The sequence below is a fragment of the Pseudomonas sp. GM78 genome (genome assembly GCF_000282475.1).
Taxonomy (GTDB): domain Bacteria; phylum Pseudomonadota; class Gammaproteobacteria; order Pseudomonadales; family Pseudomonadaceae; genus Aquipseudomonas.
The window spans coordinates 1-18,373 of the sequence record NZ_AKJF01000204.1; the positions used below are offsets into that span (position 1 = coordinate 1).

Genomic DNA, 18,373 nt, shown 5'->3' on the forward strand with positions numbered 1-18,373 from the left:
GCCAGCCGCTCCCGCACCTGCAGCTGCGCCAGCTGCTGCACCGGGGGCGTTCAAATCGCCACCAGTGGAAGAATTTTCAGGCGTCGCGGCAGGTGCAGCACCGCTACCTATGCGCCGATCAAGATCCTGGTATCGCTCCAGGCTTTCTTGCTTCATGCGCGCTACATCATTTTGCAGAACCTCGATCGCACCTTGCTGGCGCTCGATCTGTTGCTGCATGGATTGCAGTTGGTTGAACAGCTCGCCCTGTGCCGAGACAGGGGCCGAAACCCCTCCCCCGGCATAGGCGCCGTTCGTACCGTAACCTGCAGGCGGATAACTGGTCCCGCTAGTGTTATAGCCGGAGTCGTTTTCGACCACAGGAACCGCAGCCCACGCCGCAAGCGGCGCAAGGCTGAGAGCCAGGACAGTTACAGCACGACGGCACGTTCGCATGACGAATTACTTACGCAGTTCGACGCGACGGTTTTGAGCCCAGGACTGCTCGTCGTTGCCGGTAGCAACTGGACGCTCTTCGCCGTAGGAAACCAGTTCCAGCTGAGCTGGGGAAACACCTTGCAGTACCAGGTAGCGCTGAACGGCTTTCGCACGACGCTCGCCCAGTGCCATGTTGTACTCACGAGTACCACGTTCGTCGGTGTTGCCTTCCAGAACAACGCGAGCGCCGTTTGCTTTCAGGTCTTTGGCGTGAACGTCCAGAGCGCGCATGGCTTCTGGCTTCAGGTCCGAACTGTCGTATTCGAAGTAGAAAGTGGTGATAGCGCGCAGTGCAGCTTCTTCGCTCAGGGAGCCGTCAACTGCACCAGTGTTTGCGCCGTAACCAGCGTTTGGATCTACCGCGCCTTCACCGGCATTGTCGCCGCCTTTGGACGAGCAACCTACAGCTACAGCCATGGCCAGTGCCAGCGCAGCAAATTTACCAAACTTCAGCATTTCCATCGTGAAACTCCTAATGAACCCCAGTGTGTTAAGTACAACGTATAGCGCCGCGTCAGTTCAGGTAAGGGGACCAGGAAGGTTCTCTGACTTCGCCTTGAGCGGTAGGAAGCGGGAGCCTTACGCGTCCATTGATAGACACGAGCATCAAGACTCCCCGGCCCTGCTGGCGGGTGGCGTAGATTACCATGGTGCCGTTGGGCGCGACAGTGGGCGACTCGTCCAGAGTGCTATCAGTGAGGATTTTTACGCTACCGCGCTGCAAATCCTGGGCCGCCACCTTGAAATTGGTGAAACCTTCCTGACGATGGATCATCACCAGGGTCTTTTCATCGGCCGACAGTTTAGGGTTGGCGTTGTAGTTACCCACGAAAGTCACGCGCTCGGCACCACCACCGCCAGCGCTGGTCTTGTAGATCTGCGGCTTACCGCCACGGTCGGAGGTGAAGTAGATGGTCGAACCATCCTTGCCCCAGAACGGTTCGGTGTTGATGCCCTGACCGTTGGTGACGCGACTGATCGAACGCGAACCCAGGTTCATCACGTAGATGTCCGGGTTACCGTCTTTCGACAGCACGAATGCCAGGCGATTGCCATCCGGCGACCAGGCTGGCGCGCCGTTCAGGCCTTCGAAGTTGGTGATCTGCTCACGGCGACCGGTGTCGATGTTCTGCATGAAAATGCGCGGACGCTTCTGCTCGAACGAGACGTAGGCGATGCGCTTGCCATCGGGAGCGAAACGCGGCGACAGGATCGGCTCGCGCGATTGCAGCAGGGTCACGGCGCGGGCACCGTCATAGTCCGAACGTTGCAGCGTGTAACGCGTGTTCTTTTCGGAGAAGCGCTCGGCCGTCACGTACAGCAGGCGAGTCGAGAACGCACCCTTGATGCCGGTGAGCTTTTCGAACGACTGGTCGGCGATGTAGTGCGACATGTCGCGCAATTGATCGACGCTGCCCGACACGCTGCCGGTGAGCACTTGCTGCTCGGTGGCGACGTTGAACAGGGCGTATTGAACCTGCAGGCGACCGCCCGCTGGCGCAATGCTGCCGACCATGACGTACTGGGCGCCCAGCGCCTTGAAGTCACGGAAGATGATTTCGCTCGCCTGGCTTGGCTGGCTGATCATGTTCTGTTTTGGAATCGGCGAGTAGTAACCCGAGTTGCGCAGGTCGTTACCGATGATTTCCGCCATGTCGTCCGGCAGCACGCTACCGCCCTGGTTGCCGAACGGCACGACGGCGATCGGTGTAGCCCGATCGGTGCCGCTGGTGACCAGAATGTTTTTCTCATCTGCCATCGCGATCCCTGCCATGCAGCAGATCACGACGAGCATTCCTCGAAGGAGGTTTCTCACGGGGCTAGATCCTCAGGTGTGAATGTCATCTTGAATGAACGATACGGAGCAAAATCGCTCGGCTTCATTCCCTGCATTTCTGTCAAACGTCCAATATTCTTCACTGCCGCTACGGCTGAAGCGTCAAACGGACCGTCGCCGCTGGACTTGAGCACCTTGACCGAGGTCACCGTACCGTCCGGCAACATGCCGATTTGCAGCTGAACCGTCATGCCTTTGCGGGCCGAAGGTGGACGAGCCCAGCCTTCCGCTGCACGCAACCGAATCAGGTCATCGAAGCTGCCGGCGACTTCGTCACCCTGCTCATCGGCCAAGGCCTGCTGACGCTGCGGCGTGTCGGAAAGCAAATCTGCCAAGGCCTGGGCCTTCTTGTCTTCGGCGGATTTACGCGCCGCATCCTGCGCTTTCTTCTTCGCAGCATCGGCAGCAGCTTTCTTCTTCGCTTCTTCGGCGACTTTCTTCTTCGCCTCTTCAGCTTCAGCTTTCTTCTTGGCGTCTTCGGCGGCTTTCTTCTTCGCGTCTTCGACGACCTTTTTCTTCGCTTCTTCAGCGGCCGCTTTCTTGGCCTCTTCTTCAGCAGCCTTCTTGGCTTCTTCTTCCGCTTTCTTCTTGGCTATATCAGCCAATTGTTTCTCTTCTGCCTTCTTGGCTTCGGCGGTCTTCTTCGCTTCGTCGGCTTTCTTGGCCTCGTCGGCCTTCTTGGCCTCGTCAGCTTTTTTCGCCTCTTCCGCTTTCTTCGACTCGTCGGCCTTCTTGGCTTCCTCGGCCTTTTGAGCCGCTTCTTCTTTCTTTTGTTCCGCAGCCTTCACCGCTTCCTGCTCGACCTTCTTCTGTTCCAGCTGCTCTTCTTCGGTCTGGCGCGCGGCGGATTTCTTCGCCTCACCCGCAATCTTCTGATTGGTCTGGGTGGTTGCCTGACTTTTCGATTTCAGCTGGTACAGGGTCGCCTGGACAATCGGCTTGGCCGGCGGCAACTCCGGAGTGAAGGCAAAACTGACGAACAGCATGCCGAACACCAGCACGTGCAAGCCAATCGCCCAGACACTAGGCCAGAAGTAGCTTTCCGAGGCGGACGGCTCTCGCTGTTGCTGCATCAGGGCGCCTCGGTAATCAAGCCAACATTACCGACGCCGGCTTTCTGCAACCCGCCCATGGCGCCCATGACGGAGCCGTAGTCGACACTTTTGTCGCCGCGGATGAAGACCTGGGTGCGCTTGCCGCCTTCATTGCCGACGCGAATGATCTTGGTCACGGCGTCGGTCATTTGCGGCAAGGTCATGGCCCTGTCCTGCTGCTTCTCGGTGTCGACTTCGCTGCCAAGGTTCCAGTAATAGGTCTTGTCAGACTTGATCGAAATGGTCAGGACCTGGGTGTTGTTGTCCTGCGGCAAGGCTTCGCTGGAAACCTTCGGCAGATCAACTTTCACGCCCTGATTGAGCATTGGCGCGGTCACCATGAAGATGACCAGCAGCACCAACATCACGTCGATGTAGGGCACCACGTTCATCTCGGCGACCGGCTTGCGCTTTTTGCGAGCTCGAGCGATTAAAGCCATTGGAAATTACCTGCTTATTCTTCGCTGGTGTGCACTTTGCGGTGCAGGATCGCCTGGAATTCGTCGGCGAAGGTGTAGTAACGGCCCAGCAAGGTTTCGCTGCGGGCAGCAAAACGGTTGTAAGCGATAACGGCTGGAATGGCGGCGAACAGACCGATCGCGGTGGCGATCAGGGCTTCGGCGATACCGGGTGCCACGGTGGCCAGGGTGGCTTGCTGGGCAGTCGCCAGGCCGCGGAAGGAGTTCATGATGCCCCAGACGGTACCGAACAGACCGATGTACGGGCTCACGGAACCGACGGTGGCGAGGAACGGCAGGCTCTGCTCGAGCTTTTCTTCTTCGCGGGAAATGGCCACGCGCATGGCACGGGCCACACCTTCCATGACCGCTTCCGGGTCAACGCCCGGCTGCTGGCGCAGACGGGAGAATTCCTTGAAGCCGGCGCGGAAGATCTGCTCGACACCGGAGTCCGGGTCCGGGTTGCTACCCGCCTGACGGTAGAGTTTGGACAGGTCGATACCCGACCAGAAGCGCTCTTCGAAGCTCTCCAGGGCGCGTCGACCGGCGCGCAGCAGGTTGCTGCGCTGAAAGATCATGATCCATGAGGTCACCGATGCGGCTACCAGGGTCAGCATTACCAGTTGCACCACGATACTGGCATTGCTGACCAGGCTCCACATGGAGGAATGGTCGACGACGTTAGCTTCCACGCTTTATCTCCTGCGTTGAGTGTGTACCCGCGCCGCTCACGGCGGCAAAGGCCGCTCGCAGAGCTTCGGGAATGGCCCGGGGTTTTAAACTTTCAGTGCGCACACAGGCCACCAGAAACTGCCCTTCACAGAGCAGTACATCATCCGTGGCCCGCCTGACCTGCTGCTTGAAGCGCAAGCTGGCACGGTTCAATTCGACTACTTCAGCGCTTACCAGCAGCTCGTCATCCAGTCGCGCCGGCGCGTGGTAGCGCGCTTCGCTGGAATGCACGACGAACAACAGGTCCTCTCCGGCAAGCTGCGATTGGGCAAAGCCCAGCTCTCGTAGCCGCTCGGTTCGAGCCCGTTCCATAAACTTGAGGTAATTGACGTAATACACGATGCCGCCCGCATCGGTGTCCTCGTAATAAACGCGACAACGATGTGCGAAAGGCTCAAGCCCGTTTTGCGCGCGCATACTCTAGTGCTTACTCCTCGGGTTGCCAATCCGGCCAGGCAACTGTTTTTCAATGTTCTGCGGCTTTCGCGCAAAAGTACGGTCCTGGGACCACACAATGCCCGAAAAAATCAGCTCGAAATGTTAATTAATCGTCCACGGCATCAAGGAACTCGTCTACCACGGGCATTTCGCCCAATCGTGACGGAATGTTTAAGCCGAAGTGCAGGTACGCATGTCGCGTCACCACCCGTCCCCGCGGGGTACGCATGATGTAGCCCTGCTGGATCAGATAGGGTTCCAGCACGTCTTCAATGGTGTGGCGCTCTTCACTGATGGCCGCCGCCAGACTGTCGACCCCGACCGGCCCGCCATCGAACTTCTCGATCATGGTGAGCAACAGGCGTCGATCCTGGTGATCGAAGCCACGTTCATCGACGTCCAGCAGGTTCAGGGCCAGGTCGGCGATCGGCTTGGTGATATGGCCCTTGGCACGCACTTGCGCGAAGTCCCGCACCCGGCGCAGCAAGCGGTTGGCGATACGCGGCGTACCGCGGGCACGCCGGGCGATTTCGAAGGCCCCTTCCGGGTCCAGTGGCAAGCCGAGGATGTTCGCCGAGCGGCTGACAATCGTCGACAGGTCGGCGTTGCTGTAGAACTCCAGGCGCTGGACGATACCGAAACGGTCGCGCAACGGGTTGGTCAGCATCCCCGCCCGCGTGGTCGCACCGACCAGGGTGAACGGCGGCAGATCAAGCTTGATCGACCTAGCAGCTGGCCCTTCGCCGATCATGATGTCGAGCTGGAAATCCTCCATGGCCGGGTACAGCACTTCCTCGACAATCGGCGACAAGCGATGGATTTCATCGATGAACAGAACGTCGTGAGGCTCAAGATTGGTCAGCAGCGCCGCCAGGTCGCCCGGACGCTCGAGGACCGGCCCCGATGTGCTCTTGATCGACACGCCCATTTCCTGGGCGATGATATTGGCCAGGGTGGTCTTGCCCAGGCCCGGTGGACCGAAGATCAATGTGTGATCCAGCGACTCGCTACGCCCGCGGGCAGCCTGGATGAACAGCTCCATTTGCTCGCGAACGGTCGGCTGGCCAATGTATTCGGCCAGGCTGACGGGGCGAATCGCCCGGTCCTGGACTTCCTCGCGATCACGGGGGGCACCCGTGGCGGCGATCAGACGATCAGCTTCAATCACTTAGATCATTCCCTTCAGGGCACGACGAATCAGGTCTTCGCTGCTCAAGCCTTTCTCCTTGATCGCGGAAATCGCCTTGCTGGCTTCCTGCGGCTTGTAGCCCAGGGAGATCAGCGCGCTGACCGCGTCGTTTTCGGCGGTATTGACCGGCGCCGGAGCATCCGGCTGGTTGGGCACCAGGGCAAACATGGCCGGTACGGTTTCCCAGGCCTTGAAGCGATCCTTGAGCTCCACCAGCAGGCGTTCGGCGGTTTTCTTGCCCACGCCCGGCACCTTGGTCAGGGCCGAGGTGTCCTGGGACTGCACGCAACGCACCAGCTCGTCGACCTCCAGGCTCGACATCAAGGCCAGAGCCAGCTTCGGCCCCACACCATTGAGACGGATCAACTCGCGAAAAAAGTCTCGCTCACGCTTGCCGACGAAGCCATAGAGTAACTGCGCGTCTTCGCGTACGACCAGATGGGTGTGCAGCGTCAGCGTTTCACCGACCGGCGGCAGGCGATACAGCGTGGTCATGGGCACTTCAAGCTCATACCCCAGGCCATTTACATCCAGAATCAGGTGCGGCGGCTGTTTTTCAGCCAGTGTGCCGCGCAAGCGTCCAATCACGTTACAGATCCTTGAGCGTTGGCCAGCCCTGGGCCAGCGACTGACAGAACAAGGGTTTTGCGCCGACGACCCAGGCGCATGCCCCTCATTCCAGAAAAATGATTGCTGATGCTATCAGAGACGCAGGCGACCGCCACGACTGCGTGCCGCACCCAGGCCATGGGGCAACAGGCTGGAGCGGGTGTGCGCATGGCAAATGGCAATGGCCAGGGCATCGGAGGCATCGATTTGCGGTTTACTGGTCAGCTTCAACATGTGCATGACCATCATCTGCACCTGCTCTTTATTGGCCGCACCGGTGCCGACTACAGCCTGCTTGACCTGGGTGGCCGTGTATTCGGCGATTTCCAGGTTTTCTTCCGCGCCAGCGACGATGGCTGCGCCACGGGCCTGCCCCAGCTTCAGGGCGGAATCGGCATTACGGGCCATGAACACTTTTTCGATGCCCATGGTCACAGGTTTGTAGGTCTGGATGATTTCCCGTACGCCGCGATAAACGATCTGCAGGCGTTCATGCAGCTCGCCGGCACCGGTGCGGATGCAACCGGAGGCCACGTACTCACAGCCGCGACCGGTATCGCGCACCACGCCGTAACCGGTAATGCGCGAACCGGGGTCGATACCAAGAATTAAAGTCATAACGCCTGTAGATTCAGTAAAAGCACAATATTCAATACAGCGAATAACAAATGTGGGAGCGAGCCCGCTCGCGAAAGCGGTTTTATATTCAGCAACGATGTTGCCTGAAAATCCGCATTCGCGAGCAGGCTCGCTCCCACAAAGGATCCTGGTTGCCCTTAACCGAGTTGTGCGGCCACCGATTCGGGGATATCCGCGTTGGAGTAGACGTTCTGCACGTCATCCAGGTCTTCGAGCATGTCGATCAGCTTGAGGACTTTTTCCGCGCCTTCCAGGTCCAGTTCGGCACTGGTGGTCGGCAGCATGACGATTTCTGCGTCATCACCCTTGAAACCGGCGGCTTCAAGCGCGTTACGCACGGCATAGAACCCGGCAAACGAGGTGAAGACATCGATGGAACCGTCTTCGTTGGTCACCACGTCATCGGCATCGGCTTCCATGGCCGCTTCCATCAGCGCGTCTTCGTCAACGCCCTGGGCGAAGGAAATCTGCCCCTTGCGCTCGAACAGGTAGGCCACCGAACCGTCGGTACCGAGGTTGCCGCCGCACTTGCTGAACGCGTGACGAACCGCAGCCGCGGTGCGATTGCGGTTGTCGGTCATGCACTCGACCATCACCGCCACGCCACCCGGGCCGTAGCCTTCGTAGGTCAACTCGACCATATCGTCGGTATCGGCAGCACCGGCACCACGGGCTACAGCGCGATCGATGATGTCGCGGCTCATGTTCGCACCCAGGGCCTTGTCCAGCGCCAGGCGCAGGCGTGGGTTGGAGCCTGGATCGCCACCACCCTGACGGGCCGCGACGGTCAGCTCACGAATCCACTTAGTGAAAATCTTGCCCTTTTTGGCATCCTGACGTTCTTTGCGGTGCTTGATGTTCGCCCACTTGGAATGACCTGCCATAACTCGCTCCGAATTCTCTTTGACACATTGCCCGCCACGCTGCATCGCGCCGGCCGGCAAACAAAAATCTTAAATTACTCTACGTATGTAGAAAGGGCGCATCCGAAGATGCGCCCTTCAGGTGAGCCTTACTCTGCCTTTGGCGTTTCACGCAGACGAATGTGCAGTTCGCGCAATGCCTTGGCATCGACCTGACCCGGTGCCTGAGTCATGACGTCCGCCGCGCTCTGGGTTTTCGGGAAGGCGATCACTTCACGGATCGACTGGGCGCCGGTCATCAACATCACCAGACGGTCCAGACCGAAGGCCAGGCCACCGTGCGGCGGCGCGCCGTATTTCAGGGCGTCGAGCAGGAAGCCGAACTTCTCTTCCTGTTCCGCTTCGTTGATACCCAGCAGACGGAACACCGACTGTTGCATCTCTTTACGGTGGATACGGATCGAACCGCCACCCAGCTCGGTACCGTTCAATACCATGTCGTAGGCACGGGACAGGGCGCCAGCCGGGTTGGCTTCCAGCTCTGCCGGGGTGCACTTCGGCGCGGTGAACGGGTGGTGCAACGCGGTGAAGCTGCCGTCGTCGTTCTCTTCGAACATCGGGAAGTCGACGACCCACATCGGCGCCCACTTGCAGGTCAGCAGGTCCAGGTCGTGGCCGAGCTTGATCCGCAGCGCGCCCAGGGCTTCGCTGACGATCTTGGCTTTATCGGCACCGAAGAACACGATATCGCCGTCGACCGCACCGACGCGATCGAGGATCACGTTGAGGTTGGCTTCAGGAATGTTCTTCACGATTGGCGACTGCAGGCCTTCGACGCCCTTGGCGCGCTCGTTGACCTTGATGTACGCCAGACCCTTGGCACCGTAGATACCGACAAACTTGGTGTAATCGTCGATCTGCTTGCGCGGCATGCTTGCCCCGCCTGGTACGCGCAGAGCGGCAATGCGGCATTTAGGGTCGTTGGCCGGGCCGCTGAACACCTTGAAATCGACTTCCTTGAGCTGGTCGGCAACGTCCACCAGTTCCAGCGGGTTACGCAGGTCTGGCTTGTCGGAACCATAGCGGCGCATGGCTTCTTCGAACGTCATGTGCGGGAACTCGCCGAATTCCAGACCCAGCACTTCCTTGAACAGGTTGCGGATCATTTGTTCGGTCAGGCCCATGATCTCTTTTTCATCGAGGAAGCTGGTCTCGATATCGATCTGGGTGAATTCCGGCTGGCGGTCGGCACGCAGGTCTTCGTCACGGAAGCACTTGGCGATCTGGTAGTAGCGGTCGAAGCCGGCCACCATCAGCAGTTGCTTGAACAGCTGCGGCGATTGCGGCAGGGCGAAGAACGAGCCGGCGTGAGTACGGCTTGGCACCAGGTAATCACGCGCACCTTCAGGGGTGGCGCGAGTCAGGATCGGCGTTTCAACGTCGAGGAAGCCGTTTTCGTCCAGGAAGCGGCGGATGCTGGTGGTCATGCGCGAACGCAAACGCAGCTTCTCGGCCATTTCCGGACGACGCAGATCCAGGAAGCGGTAGCGCAGGCGGGTTTCTTCGCCGACGTCGGAGAACTCGTTCAGCGGGAACGGCGGGGTTTCCGACTCGTTCAGCACTTCCAGCTCATAGCCCAGGATTTCAATCATGCCCGACGCCATGTTGGCGTTGGTGGCACCGGCCGGACGCAGACGAACCTTGCCGGTGATCTTCACGACGTACTCGCTGCGCACGCGATCGGCGGCAGCGAAGGATTCAGCGCGGTCCGGGTCGAACACCACCTGGGCCAGACCGTCACGATCACGGATATCGAGGAAAATCACCCCACCGTGGTCACGGCGACGGTGGACCCATCCGCAAAGGGTAACTTCCTGGCCTTCCAGGCTTTCGTTCAGTTGGCCGCAATAATGGCTGCGCATCATGGTAGTGGTTTCACTTCTCGTAATTCGACATTCGGTTGCAGACCTTGCGTCGATCCGCTGACGGATGACGCAAGAGCTCGCGCGTGTGGTTCAACTCAGGTCCCGGACCTAGTCAGCTTTGTCGCCGCCGGCCAGGTTCTTCTTGGAACCGGTCTTGAAATCGGTCTCGTACCAGCCGGTGCCGCTGAGGCGGAAGCCTGGCATGGACAGCATCTTCTTAAGCTCTGGCGCCTGGCATGCAGGGCAGTCGACCAACGGTGCATCGCTGATCTTTTGAATGGCTTCCAACTGATGACCACAGGAAGCACATTGGTAATCGTACATCGGCATGGGGGTTGTCTCGGCGATCAGATTGCTACCGCGCACGCTGGGTTTTGCGGCAAAGAGCGGGATTATATCCATTAAATGCAGCCTGTGCAGCCGTAAGACTGCACAGATCGACACGCTACCCTTTGATTCATCAGGTTCAAGCCACCACCTGGCAACGCCCCTCCTTGAGACTGTGGACAACACAGACCACCCGCACCAGCCCGCTGAAATTTCTCACCCCGCCGTGGCGCAAATGCACTTGGCGATCGACATGGGACAGCAACGCGCTGACCGAACAGCTATTGACCCTGGCCATGTCGGCCAAAATATCCCAATACACCTGCTCAAGCCGCAAACAGGTGGCAAAACCATTCAATCGCACCGATCGGGACAACGGCTGGGCCAGCCCCATATCGAATTCACTGACAAATGGATCGACCCTTATATCCCTGGCCTGCCCGCCCCGTCCGTCATCTCTCCTGCCTTCATAATCCATATCGCTGACACTCCTTTGCCATTGCGGTTTCTATAAGAGCGATTTGAATGCTTATAAAAACGCCGGGGCAAAGTTATAGCCAGATGACTTTATGACCATCCGCGTAGGATAAGCCAACAACAGAAGGCGGATCAGGGAGAGCGTCCTAGTCCTGCACTTTTCCCACGACAACACGCGAAAATTCGCTCAAGCAACAGGCCGCCCTTCTGACGAAAAGGGGCGCGCGAACAACAGTGCCATCCACGCGCCGACTTATCATTGATCCAGCAGCGCGCGGAGCATCCACGCGGTTTTCTCATGAACCTGCATGCGCTGGGTCAGCAAGTCAGCCGTAGGTTCGTCGCTGACTTTATCGAGCAACGGGAAGATCCCGCGGGCAGTGCGCGTGACGGCCTCCTGCCCCGCCACCAGTTGCCTGATCATGTCTTCGGCAGCCGGTACACCTTCTTCTTCCTTGATGGACGACAGGCGCGCGTAGATGGAATAGGCGCCGGGCGCCGGGAATCCAAGCGCGCGAATGCGCTCGGCAATCGAATCGACCGCCAAGGCCAACTCGTTATATTGCTCCTCGAACATCAAGTGCAGGGTGCGGAACATCGGGCCGGTGACGTTCCAATGGAAGTTATGGGTTTTCAGGTAGAGCACATAGGTGTCCGACAGCAGGCGCGAAAGTCCGTCGACGATGGACTTGCGGTCCTCTTCACTGATACCGATATCGATTGCCATGTTTTTCCCCTAAAGGTGATGAAGTTCATCCAACAGGTGCAGGACCACTCTAGCAAGCCTATCGCCAGGCTGCTGCCCGGATGCCCCGCCGGGCGCTCGCAAGACCGCTGGACTCCTTGATTTGAGTAGGCTCAAGCTTTGCTGTTAAATAGGCAGCGTGTCGTCAGTGCCTATTTTTTCGGGCGCTGCGCATAGGCTGATACCGGGTACGTGTACAACGCCTCTATTTATCCCGAAGCGAACCGTGCGCCATCAGCTCTTCCTTGTGAGCTGTCTTAACGTGAGTTAATCAAAATGTTGAAAATCGTCCACCTGCTGATAGGCACAGCGGCCTTGCTGCTGTCCTTCATCCCTAGCCTGCGATCCGAAGCCCTGCCTTACCTGCAACAACCCGATGCCTTGTACCTGGCCTTTTTTGGCCTGCTTAACCTGACGCTTGCCCCGGTTATCCCTTACTGGAACAAAGGCCCGCGCCATCAACTGCAGAACCTGGTCAGCGCCCTGCTGGTACTGGCTGTCGTCCTGCAAACCCTGACACTGATCGCGCCAATGCCAGTGATTGCCGGCCAGCCTGCCGTGCTGTTCAGCCTGGTTGCAGCCCTGGTCGCTGTTGCCCTGCACCTGGCCATCAGCTTCTACAAATCGTCACCGGCCGCCGCTTCGCCTAGCTACGACATGAGCAACCGCGATACCGGGACCGTCAAGTGGTTCAACACCTCCAAAGGCTTCGGCTTTATTTCCCGCGACTCCGGCGACGATATTTTCGTGCACTTCCGGGCCATTCGCGGTGAAGGCCATCGCGTTCTGGTCGAAGGCCAGCGCGTCGAGTTCTCCGTCATGAATCGTGACAAAGGCCTGCAAGCCGAAGACGTCATCGCCGCCCTGCCGCGGCGCTGATCAAAGGCAATAAAAAAACCGCGAACATGTTCGCGGTTTTTTTATGCCTGCACTTCTTCTACTAGTAATGCGGTGGCGGCGCTTCTTCTTCGAAAGACTCGAACTGGCCGACCATTTCCTCTTGCCGCTTGAGCAGCGCGGCCATTTGCAGCTGCAGGCGCTCGACCACCCGCTGCTGCGCCACCAGGACATCATTCAACGCCAGGATGGTGTCATCCTGAAACGCCAGTCGACTTTCAAGATCGGTTACGCGCTCTTCGAGGCTCATGGCTCAACCCTCCACAAACTGGAAATCATCGGTCAACACCAGGCGCAGCCGTTCGCGAATCGCCGCGACCTGCTCCGCACTGTAGGGCCTGGCCGGGTGCTTGCCCCAGACCGGTGCCGGCCAGGCCGCGTCTTCACGCTTGCGCACGATCACATGCATGTGCAACTGACTGACCACGTTGCCCAGGGCAGCGACGTTCAGCTTGTCCGCATCGAACGAGTCCTTGAGCAGCTCTGCCAACGAGGTGGTTTCCTGCCACAGCTGCTGCTGATCGGCGCCACTTAACTGAAATATCTCGCTGATATCGTCCCTGCGTGGCACGAGGATGAACCAGGGGTAGTTCGAATCATTGGACAACAGCAACCGACAAAGTGGGAAATCGCCGATCGGTAGTGTGTCTTGTTGAAGTCGTGGATCTAAAGCGAACACTGCGCATACTCCCGCCAGGTCTTCATTTTTCAGCTTAGCGTCCATCCAGAGAGGTGGTACGCCGGGCCACTGAACGGCAGCATACCCTGCCAGCTTCACAGCGAACCACTGCCTGCGCCCGTCGGGATCTACAAATGGCACAAGCGCGCCCCGAGATGAGACAGTTCCTGCGAAAACGCACCAATACCAAACCAGTGCAGGGTAAAAAACGCCGAAATGACCAGAAAACCACAGCCTGTTCACTCAATGCAAAAACGCCCGACTGTTTGAAATCAGACAGTCATTGAAATTTTTTGCACCAAAACCGCACAGTACGTCTACGCTGAGTGCTTCGCATATCCGCCATTTACTCACTGGCGGGGTGAACCGGTAACGCTTTTACATGTCACGCGGACAGGCAGGAGGCTAAGACACGATGCCAACCACGGCGTCAAGCCCGACGTAAAGAAGCAAGAACCCCCGGTTTTATGAGGTTTTTACCGCACCAGGCAGCCAGACAGAAAAAAAATCGGTGGAGTTCTGATTTGTGCACGCTTGTTGCATTGTTACCCACATCGTCTATGAGGCACCGCGGGAAGCAGGCAGTCTCAAGACCAACAAAAACAGTGGCAGGGTAGCCCGATGGAGATTCAAACGTTTCACCAGGGACTCTTTTTATCGATGCGCCAACCCAGAAAAACAGCACTAAAGTTGTCAGTCCGGTTGCATCGGGGCTGTAAATTTGCGACATCTAGCTAGCCGTTTACGACAGGGTCGTAAAGAAGCTGAAAGGATAGATGCGCAAGTATCGCCAACATTGTCGGCGTGATATAAGTTTGCGCCGACACAAAAAGAAAGAGCCGCCCAGATAATAAAACAGGTGGGACGGCAGTACTCTTCTAAAAACCAAAGGAGCAAATCACGATGCGCGTGATGAAGTGGAGCATGATCGCACTGGCTGTTGCAGCTGGTACCTCGCAGTTCGCAGTGGCGTCGTCCCAGGACGAGTCCAAGGGTTTCATCGATGATTCGAGCCTGAAACTCAAAACCCGTTTTGAGTACATGAACCGCGACTTCAAGAACGGTGCAAGCAACAACGCAACCTCCGGCTATCGCCAGGACTCCGGTCTCAGCCAACTGCTGACTTACGAGTCGGGCTTCACTCAAGGCATCGTAGGTTTCGGCCTCGACGCAATGGCGATGGGCTCGGTCAAACTCGATGGCGGTACTGGCCACCGCGGTAACGGCCTGTTCGCTGTCGACAGCGATAACAATCCAGAAAAATCCCAAGGCAAGGTTGGCGGTGCAGTCAAACTGCGTCTCTCCGACACTGTTCTGAAATACGGTCGCCAATTCGTTGCCAGCCCTGTGTTCGCTACCGATGACAGCCGCATGCTGCCAGAAGTTGCTGAAGGCACCTTGCTGACCAGCAAGGAAATCAAAGGCCTGGAACTGAGCGCCGGTCGCTTCACCGCACTGAGCGCCCAAACCGGTATGGGTCATGACACCGTTGCCGGTGTTGCAGATGAAAATGGAAACCACGGCGAAGGCATAAGCGGCGGCATCAACATCTTCGGCGCCAGCTACGCTTTCACCGACAACTTCACCGGTGCCGTCGCTGCATCGGATGCTGAAGAGTACTTCAAGAAGTACTACGTCAACCTGAACTGGACCCTGCCGATCAACGACGATCAGTCGCTGAACTTCGACCTGAACGGTTACAAAACCAAGGGCGACAAACGTGGCGACCTGGTTGACGCCATCGGCGACGGCACCCTGGGTGTGGACAACAACCTGTGGTCCCTGGCAGCTGCCTATAGCCTGGGCGCGCACAAGTTCACCCTGGCTTACCAGCAGTCGAGCGGCGACAACGCTTACTACTACGGCGTTGACGGCAACAGCACCATCTTCGTATCCAACTCCATTCAGATCTCCGACTTCGTGGGCCGCGAGGAGAAATCCTACCAAGCTCGCTACGACCTGAACATGGCGACCTACGGCGTACCTGGTCTGAGCTTCATGACCCGTTACGTGATGGGTGACAACATCAAGACTAATGGTCTGGGTGAAGGTAAGGAAAACGAGTGGAACATTGAGTCCAAGTACGTTGTGCAAGAAGGCCCGGCCAAAGACTTGTCTTTCCGCGCTCGTTTCGCCAACTACCGCGCGAACGGCGCGTACGCTGGTTACTCGCGCGACAACTACGATACCCGTCTGATCATTGAGTACCCGCTGAACATCCTGTAATCAGGGTGTAAGACCGGTAGTCTGTAGATCAAGAAACCGCCCACCTCTTCAGGTGGGCGGTTTTTTTATGCCTGCCACATGGCAAACGCTGCCGCAAGCAACTTGCCCGCATAACGTTAATACTTTTTTCAATGAACTCATCAACAGTCACAAAAAAACCCAAGAGACTATTCACCTCTTGGGCTTATGTAACAACTAACAAACAGGCTTACTGTACTGCCGCTTCCTGAACCACGCGAACTACACGCTGAGGAAATGGAATGTCAATACCTGCCGTTTTCAACCGGTCGCGGGACTGCTCGTTAAACATGAACATCACATCCCAATAATCCGCTGTCTTCACCCACACACGCAGGGAAACGGTGATCGAACTGTCACCCAGGGTCGAAATAACGGCCTGCGGTGCCGGGTCAGCCAATACGCGCGGATCCTTGGCCAGTTCCAGCAAGACTTCACGGGCCTTTTGCAAGTCCGCCTCGTAATCGACACCCACATCGAACACCACCTTGCGCGTCGGTTGACGGTTGGTGTTGGTGATGATGCCGTTCGACAGGTTGCCATTAGGCACGATGATGGTTTTGTTATCGCCGGTGCGCAGCACCGTGTGGAAAATCTGGATGCTGTCGACGGTACCCGCTACGCCTTGGGCTTCGATCCAGTCACCGATACGGAACGGACGGAACAGCAGAATAAGCACCCCGCCGGCGAAGTTGGCCAGGCTGCCCTGCAAGGCCAGGCCAATGGCCAGGCCTGCCGCACCGATCGCGGCCACGAACGACGTGGTTTCCACACCGATCATCGACGCCACGCTGACGACCAGCAGGATCTTGAGGATGATGTTTGCCAGGCTGCTGATAAAGCCTTGCAGCGCCAGGTCGGCATTACGCAGGGCGATCAGGCCACCGAGCTTTTGCGTGACCTTGTTGATCAACCACCAGCCGACCGCCAGCGTGATGACCGCCAACAGCACACGGCTGCCATATTCCATGATCATCGGGATCCAGGATTGGGACACCCTGACCAGGTTGTCTACTTCAGCATTTAAGTCCATCTGCTTTCTCCTGCATTTTTCCGGCTACCCGGCACGCGAAAAATAAAGCGGCAGAAAGACCGAACCCTATCCGGAACGATCGTTTCTGCCGTTGCTTGGGCCTCGGACGCCGAAAACGCCGAGAGGTTCCCGCTTTGTACGTTAATCGCGGAAGTTGTTGAACTGCAGCGGCATGCCGAATTCCTTGGCGCGCAGCACTGCAATGGCTTCCTGCAGGTCGTCACGTTTCTTGCCGGTGATGCGCACTTGCTCACCCTGGATGGCGGCCTGCACCTTGAGCTTGGCGTCCTTGACGTGAGCGACGATTTTCTTCGCCAGCTCTTTGTCGATGCCTTCCTTGAGGACGGCTTCCTGCTTCATCAGCTTGCCCGATGCGAATGCGTCCTTGACCTCAAGGCACTGCACATCGATCTTGCGCTTGACCAGGGCCAGCTTGAGGATCTCGATCATCGCTTCGAGCTGGAAATCCGCTTCAGCGGTCAGGTTGACGGTCAGGTCCTTTTCCTTGAACTCGAAGCTGCCTTTGCCTTTCAGGTCATAGCGACGATCGAGCTCCTTGACGGCGTTCTCGACCGCGTTGGTGACTTCGTGTTTGTCCAGTTCGGATACCACGTCGAACGACGGCATGTAATCTCTCCAATAAATAGGGCGCGCTCAATCACGATGGAGCACGCCTGGCTTGCGGTTAAAATCCGCGCTGATTATAACGGGTCTTTCCGATCATTCACTGCGAGCCTCCCATGCGCGCCTCAAACAGAGCAAAAAGCTGATGTCCACCACCTGGCATGTTCTCGGCGCCGGTAGTCTCGGCACGTTGTGGGCCACGCGCCTGGCGCGGGCCGCAGTGCCGGTGCGACTGATACTGCGTGACGCAGCCCGGTTACAGGCGTACGAGGCGGCAGGCGGCTTGACCCTGGTCGAACATGGCGAGGCACAGCGCTATCCGGTGCCCGCCGAAACACCCGACAGCCAAGAGCCCATCCATCGCCTGCTGGTCGCCTGCAAGGCCTACGATGCGCAGCAGGCCGTGGCACAGCTCGCGCACCGAATGGCGCCCGGCGCCGAACTGATCCTGCTGCAGAACGGCCTGGGTAGCCAGGACGCCGTGGCGGCGCAAGTACCACAGGCGCGCTGCATTTACGCATCCAGCACTGAAGGCGCCTTTCGCGACAGTGACTGGCGTGTCGTCTTTGCCGGGCACGGGTTTACCTGGCTGGGGGATGCTGGCCATCCTGTCGCACCGATCTGGCTGGACGACCTCGATGCCGCGGGCATTCCCCATGAGTGGAGCACCGACATCCTCACCCGGTTGTGGCGCAAACTGGCACTCAACTGCGCGATCAATCCGTTGACGGTGCTACACGACTGCCGCAATGGCGGGCTGCAGGAGCACCACTGCGAGGTCGCCACGCTGTGCGACGAACTGATCGAGCTGCTTGAGCGTTGCGGCCAGCCGGCGGCTGCCGAAAACCTGCAACATGAAGTTGAAAGGGTGATCCACGCCACCGCTGCCAACTACTCCTCGATGTACCAGGACGTCAACAACCGGCGCCGCACCGAAATCAGTTACTTGCTGGGTCATGCCTGTAAAGTCGCCGCACGACATCAACTGAACCTGCCGCACCTCAATCAGCTGGAGTCGAGGTTGATCGCGCGCCTGCACAGCCTTGGATTGCCCAGCGACTGAGCAGCGGCTACGCTGGCCACTTG

General features: G+C 58.2%; 22 protein-coding genes. 3 read left to right on the forward strand and 19 right to left on the reverse strand.

The window, feature by feature from the left end:
* The 15 genes from PMI35_RS0133110 to PMI35_RS03270 form a co-directional block, all read right to left on the reverse strand.
* Positions 1-435: YbgF trimerization domain-containing protein (locus PMI35_RS0133110; RefSeq protein ID WP_032832115.1), on the reverse strand; the 435-nt coding region annotated here is incomplete at its 3' end.
* A gap of 6 nt (positions 436-441) precedes the next feature.
* The gene (gene pal, locus PMI35_RS03330; protein ID WP_003178634.1) at positions 442-939 is read right to left on the reverse strand and encodes a peptidoglycan-associated lipoprotein Pal; all 498 of its coding nucleotides are present in this window, start codon (positions 937-939) and stop codon (positions 442-444) included.
* A gap of 52 nt (positions 940-991) precedes the next feature.
* A complete protein-coding gene (tolB, locus tag PMI35_RS03325) occupies positions 992-2,272 on the reverse strand; it encodes a Tol-Pal system beta propeller repeat protein TolB (RefSeq protein ID WP_177325088.1) in 1,281 nt (426 codons plus the stop codon).
* A 17-nt stretch (positions 2,273-2,289) separates the two neighbouring features.
* The gene (gene tolA, locus PMI35_RS03320) at positions 2,290-3,387 is read right to left on the reverse strand and encodes a cell envelope integrity protein TolA (protein WP_008065441.1); all 1,098 of its coding nucleotides are present in this window, start codon (positions 3,385-3,387) and stop codon (positions 2,290-2,292) included.
* Positions 3,387-3,839, reverse strand: a complete 453-nt coding sequence (tolR, locus tag PMI35_RS03315) for a protein TolR (RefSeq protein WP_162135951.1) — start codon at positions 3,837-3,839, stop codon at positions 3,387-3,389. Before tolR ends, tolA begins: the two co-directional genes overlap by 1 nt.
* Before the next feature lie 23 nt (positions 3,840-3,862).
* Entirely contained in the window at positions 3,863-4,558 is a 696-nt protein-coding gene (gene tolQ, locus PMI35_RS03310; RefSeq protein ID WP_007995636.1) for a protein TolQ, read from the reverse strand.
* Positions 4,548-5,015 carry a tol-pal system-associated acyl-CoA thioesterase gene (ybgC, locus tag PMI35_RS03305; RefSeq protein ID WP_008065445.1) on the reverse strand — a complete coding sequence of 156 codons (468 nt, stop codon included), beginning with the start codon at positions 5,013-5,015 and terminating at the stop codon, positions 4,548-4,550. The genes tolQ and ybgC overlap by 11 nt, the downstream gene beginning before the upstream one ends.
* A gap of 127 nt (positions 5,016-5,142) precedes the next feature.
* A complete protein-coding gene (gene ruvB / locus PMI35_RS03300; RefSeq protein ID WP_008065457.1) occupies positions 5,143-6,204 on the reverse strand; it encodes a Holliday junction branch migration DNA helicase RuvB in 1,062 nt (353 codons plus the stop codon).
* Entirely contained in the window at positions 6,205-6,813 is a 609-nt protein-coding gene (gene ruvA / locus PMI35_RS03295; RefSeq protein ID WP_008065459.1) for a Holliday junction branch migration protein RuvA, read from the reverse strand.
* A 114-nt stretch (positions 6,814-6,927) separates the two neighbouring features.
* Positions 6,928-7,452, reverse strand: a complete 525-nt coding sequence (gene ruvC, locus PMI35_RS03290) for a crossover junction endodeoxyribonuclease RuvC (protein WP_008065461.1) — start codon at positions 7,450-7,452, stop codon at positions 6,928-6,930.
* A 158-nt stretch (positions 7,453-7,610) separates the two neighbouring features.
* Complete coding sequence (locus tag PMI35_RS03285) at positions 7,611-8,357, reverse strand: YebC/PmpR family DNA-binding transcriptional regulator (protein WP_008065463.1); 747 nt, start codon at positions 8,355-8,357, stop codon at positions 7,611-7,613.
* Positions 8,358-8,485: 128 nt separating this feature from the next.
* Positions 8,486-10,261: an aspartate--tRNA ligase gene (gene aspS / locus PMI35_RS03280; protein WP_008065465.1), complete on the reverse strand. Its 1,776-nt coding sequence runs from the start codon at positions 10,259-10,261 to the stop codon at positions 8,486-8,488.
* A 108-nt stretch (positions 10,262-10,369) separates the two neighbouring features.
* On the reverse strand, positions 10,370-10,591 hold the full coding sequence (locus PMI35_RS0133115; protein WP_007977333.1) for an FmdB family zinc ribbon protein: 222 nt from the start codon (positions 10,589-10,591) through the stop codon (positions 10,370-10,372).
* Between the two features lie 136 nt (positions 10,592-10,727).
* Positions 10,728-11,066: a ribbon-helix-helix domain-containing protein gene (locus PMI35_RS03275; RefSeq protein WP_008065467.1), complete on the reverse strand. Its 339-nt coding sequence runs from the start codon at positions 11,064-11,066 to the stop codon at positions 10,728-10,730.
* Positions 11,067-11,321: 255 nt separating this feature from the next.
* A complete protein-coding gene (locus tag PMI35_RS03270; protein WP_008065468.1) occupies positions 11,322-11,792 on the reverse strand; it encodes a Dps family protein in 471 nt (156 codons plus the stop codon).
* A gap of 294 nt (positions 11,793-12,086) precedes the next feature.
* On the opposite strand from PMI35_RS03270, the gene PMI35_RS35690 reads away from it, so the two are divergent.
* Entirely contained in the window at positions 12,087-12,689 is a 603-nt protein-coding gene (locus tag PMI35_RS35690) for a cold-shock protein (protein WP_008065469.1), read from the forward strand.
* Positions 12,690-12,750: 61 nt separating this feature from the next.
* On the opposite strand, the gene PMI35_RS03260 is transcribed toward PMI35_RS35690, so the two are convergent.
* The gene (locus tag PMI35_RS03260; protein ID WP_008065470.1) at positions 12,751-12,957 is read right to left on the reverse strand and encodes a SlyX family protein; all 207 of its coding nucleotides are present in this window, start codon (positions 12,955-12,957) and stop codon (positions 12,751-12,753) included.
* Positions 12,958-12,960: 3 nt separating this feature from the next.
* Positions 12,961-13,386, reverse strand: coding sequence for an HIT domain-containing protein (locus tag PMI35_RS03255; protein ID WP_008065473.1), 426 nt, complete (start codon positions 13,384-13,386; stop codon positions 12,961-12,963).
* Between the two features lie 903 nt (positions 13,387-14,289).
* On the opposite strand from PMI35_RS03255, the gene PMI35_RS03250 reads away from it, so the two are divergent.
* The gene (locus PMI35_RS03250) at positions 14,290-15,612 is read left to right on the forward strand and encodes an OprD family porin (protein ID WP_008065475.1); all 1,323 of its coding nucleotides are present in this window, start codon (positions 14,290-14,292) and stop codon (positions 15,610-15,612) included.
* Between the two features lie 208 nt (positions 15,613-15,820).
* Here the strand turns inward: PMI35_RS03250 and PMI35_RS03245 are convergent, their stop codons facing one another.
* Positions 15,821-16,663: a mechanosensitive ion channel family protein gene (locus PMI35_RS03245; RefSeq protein ID WP_008065477.1), complete on the reverse strand. Its 843-nt coding sequence runs from the start codon at positions 16,661-16,663 to the stop codon at positions 15,821-15,823.
* 141 nt (positions 16,664-16,804) lie between these two features.
* Entirely contained in the window at positions 16,805-17,290 is a 486-nt protein-coding gene (locus PMI35_RS03240) for a YajQ family cyclic di-GMP-binding protein (protein ID WP_007977344.1), read from the reverse strand.
* 142 nt (positions 17,291-17,432) lie between these two features.
* Between PMI35_RS03240 and PMI35_RS03235 the strand changes: the two genes are divergently transcribed.
* Entirely contained in the window at positions 17,433-18,350 is a 918-nt protein-coding gene (locus PMI35_RS03235; RefSeq protein WP_032832118.1) for a putative 2-dehydropantoate 2-reductase, read from the forward strand.
* The last annotated feature ends 23 nt before the right edge of the window (positions 18,351-18,373 follow it).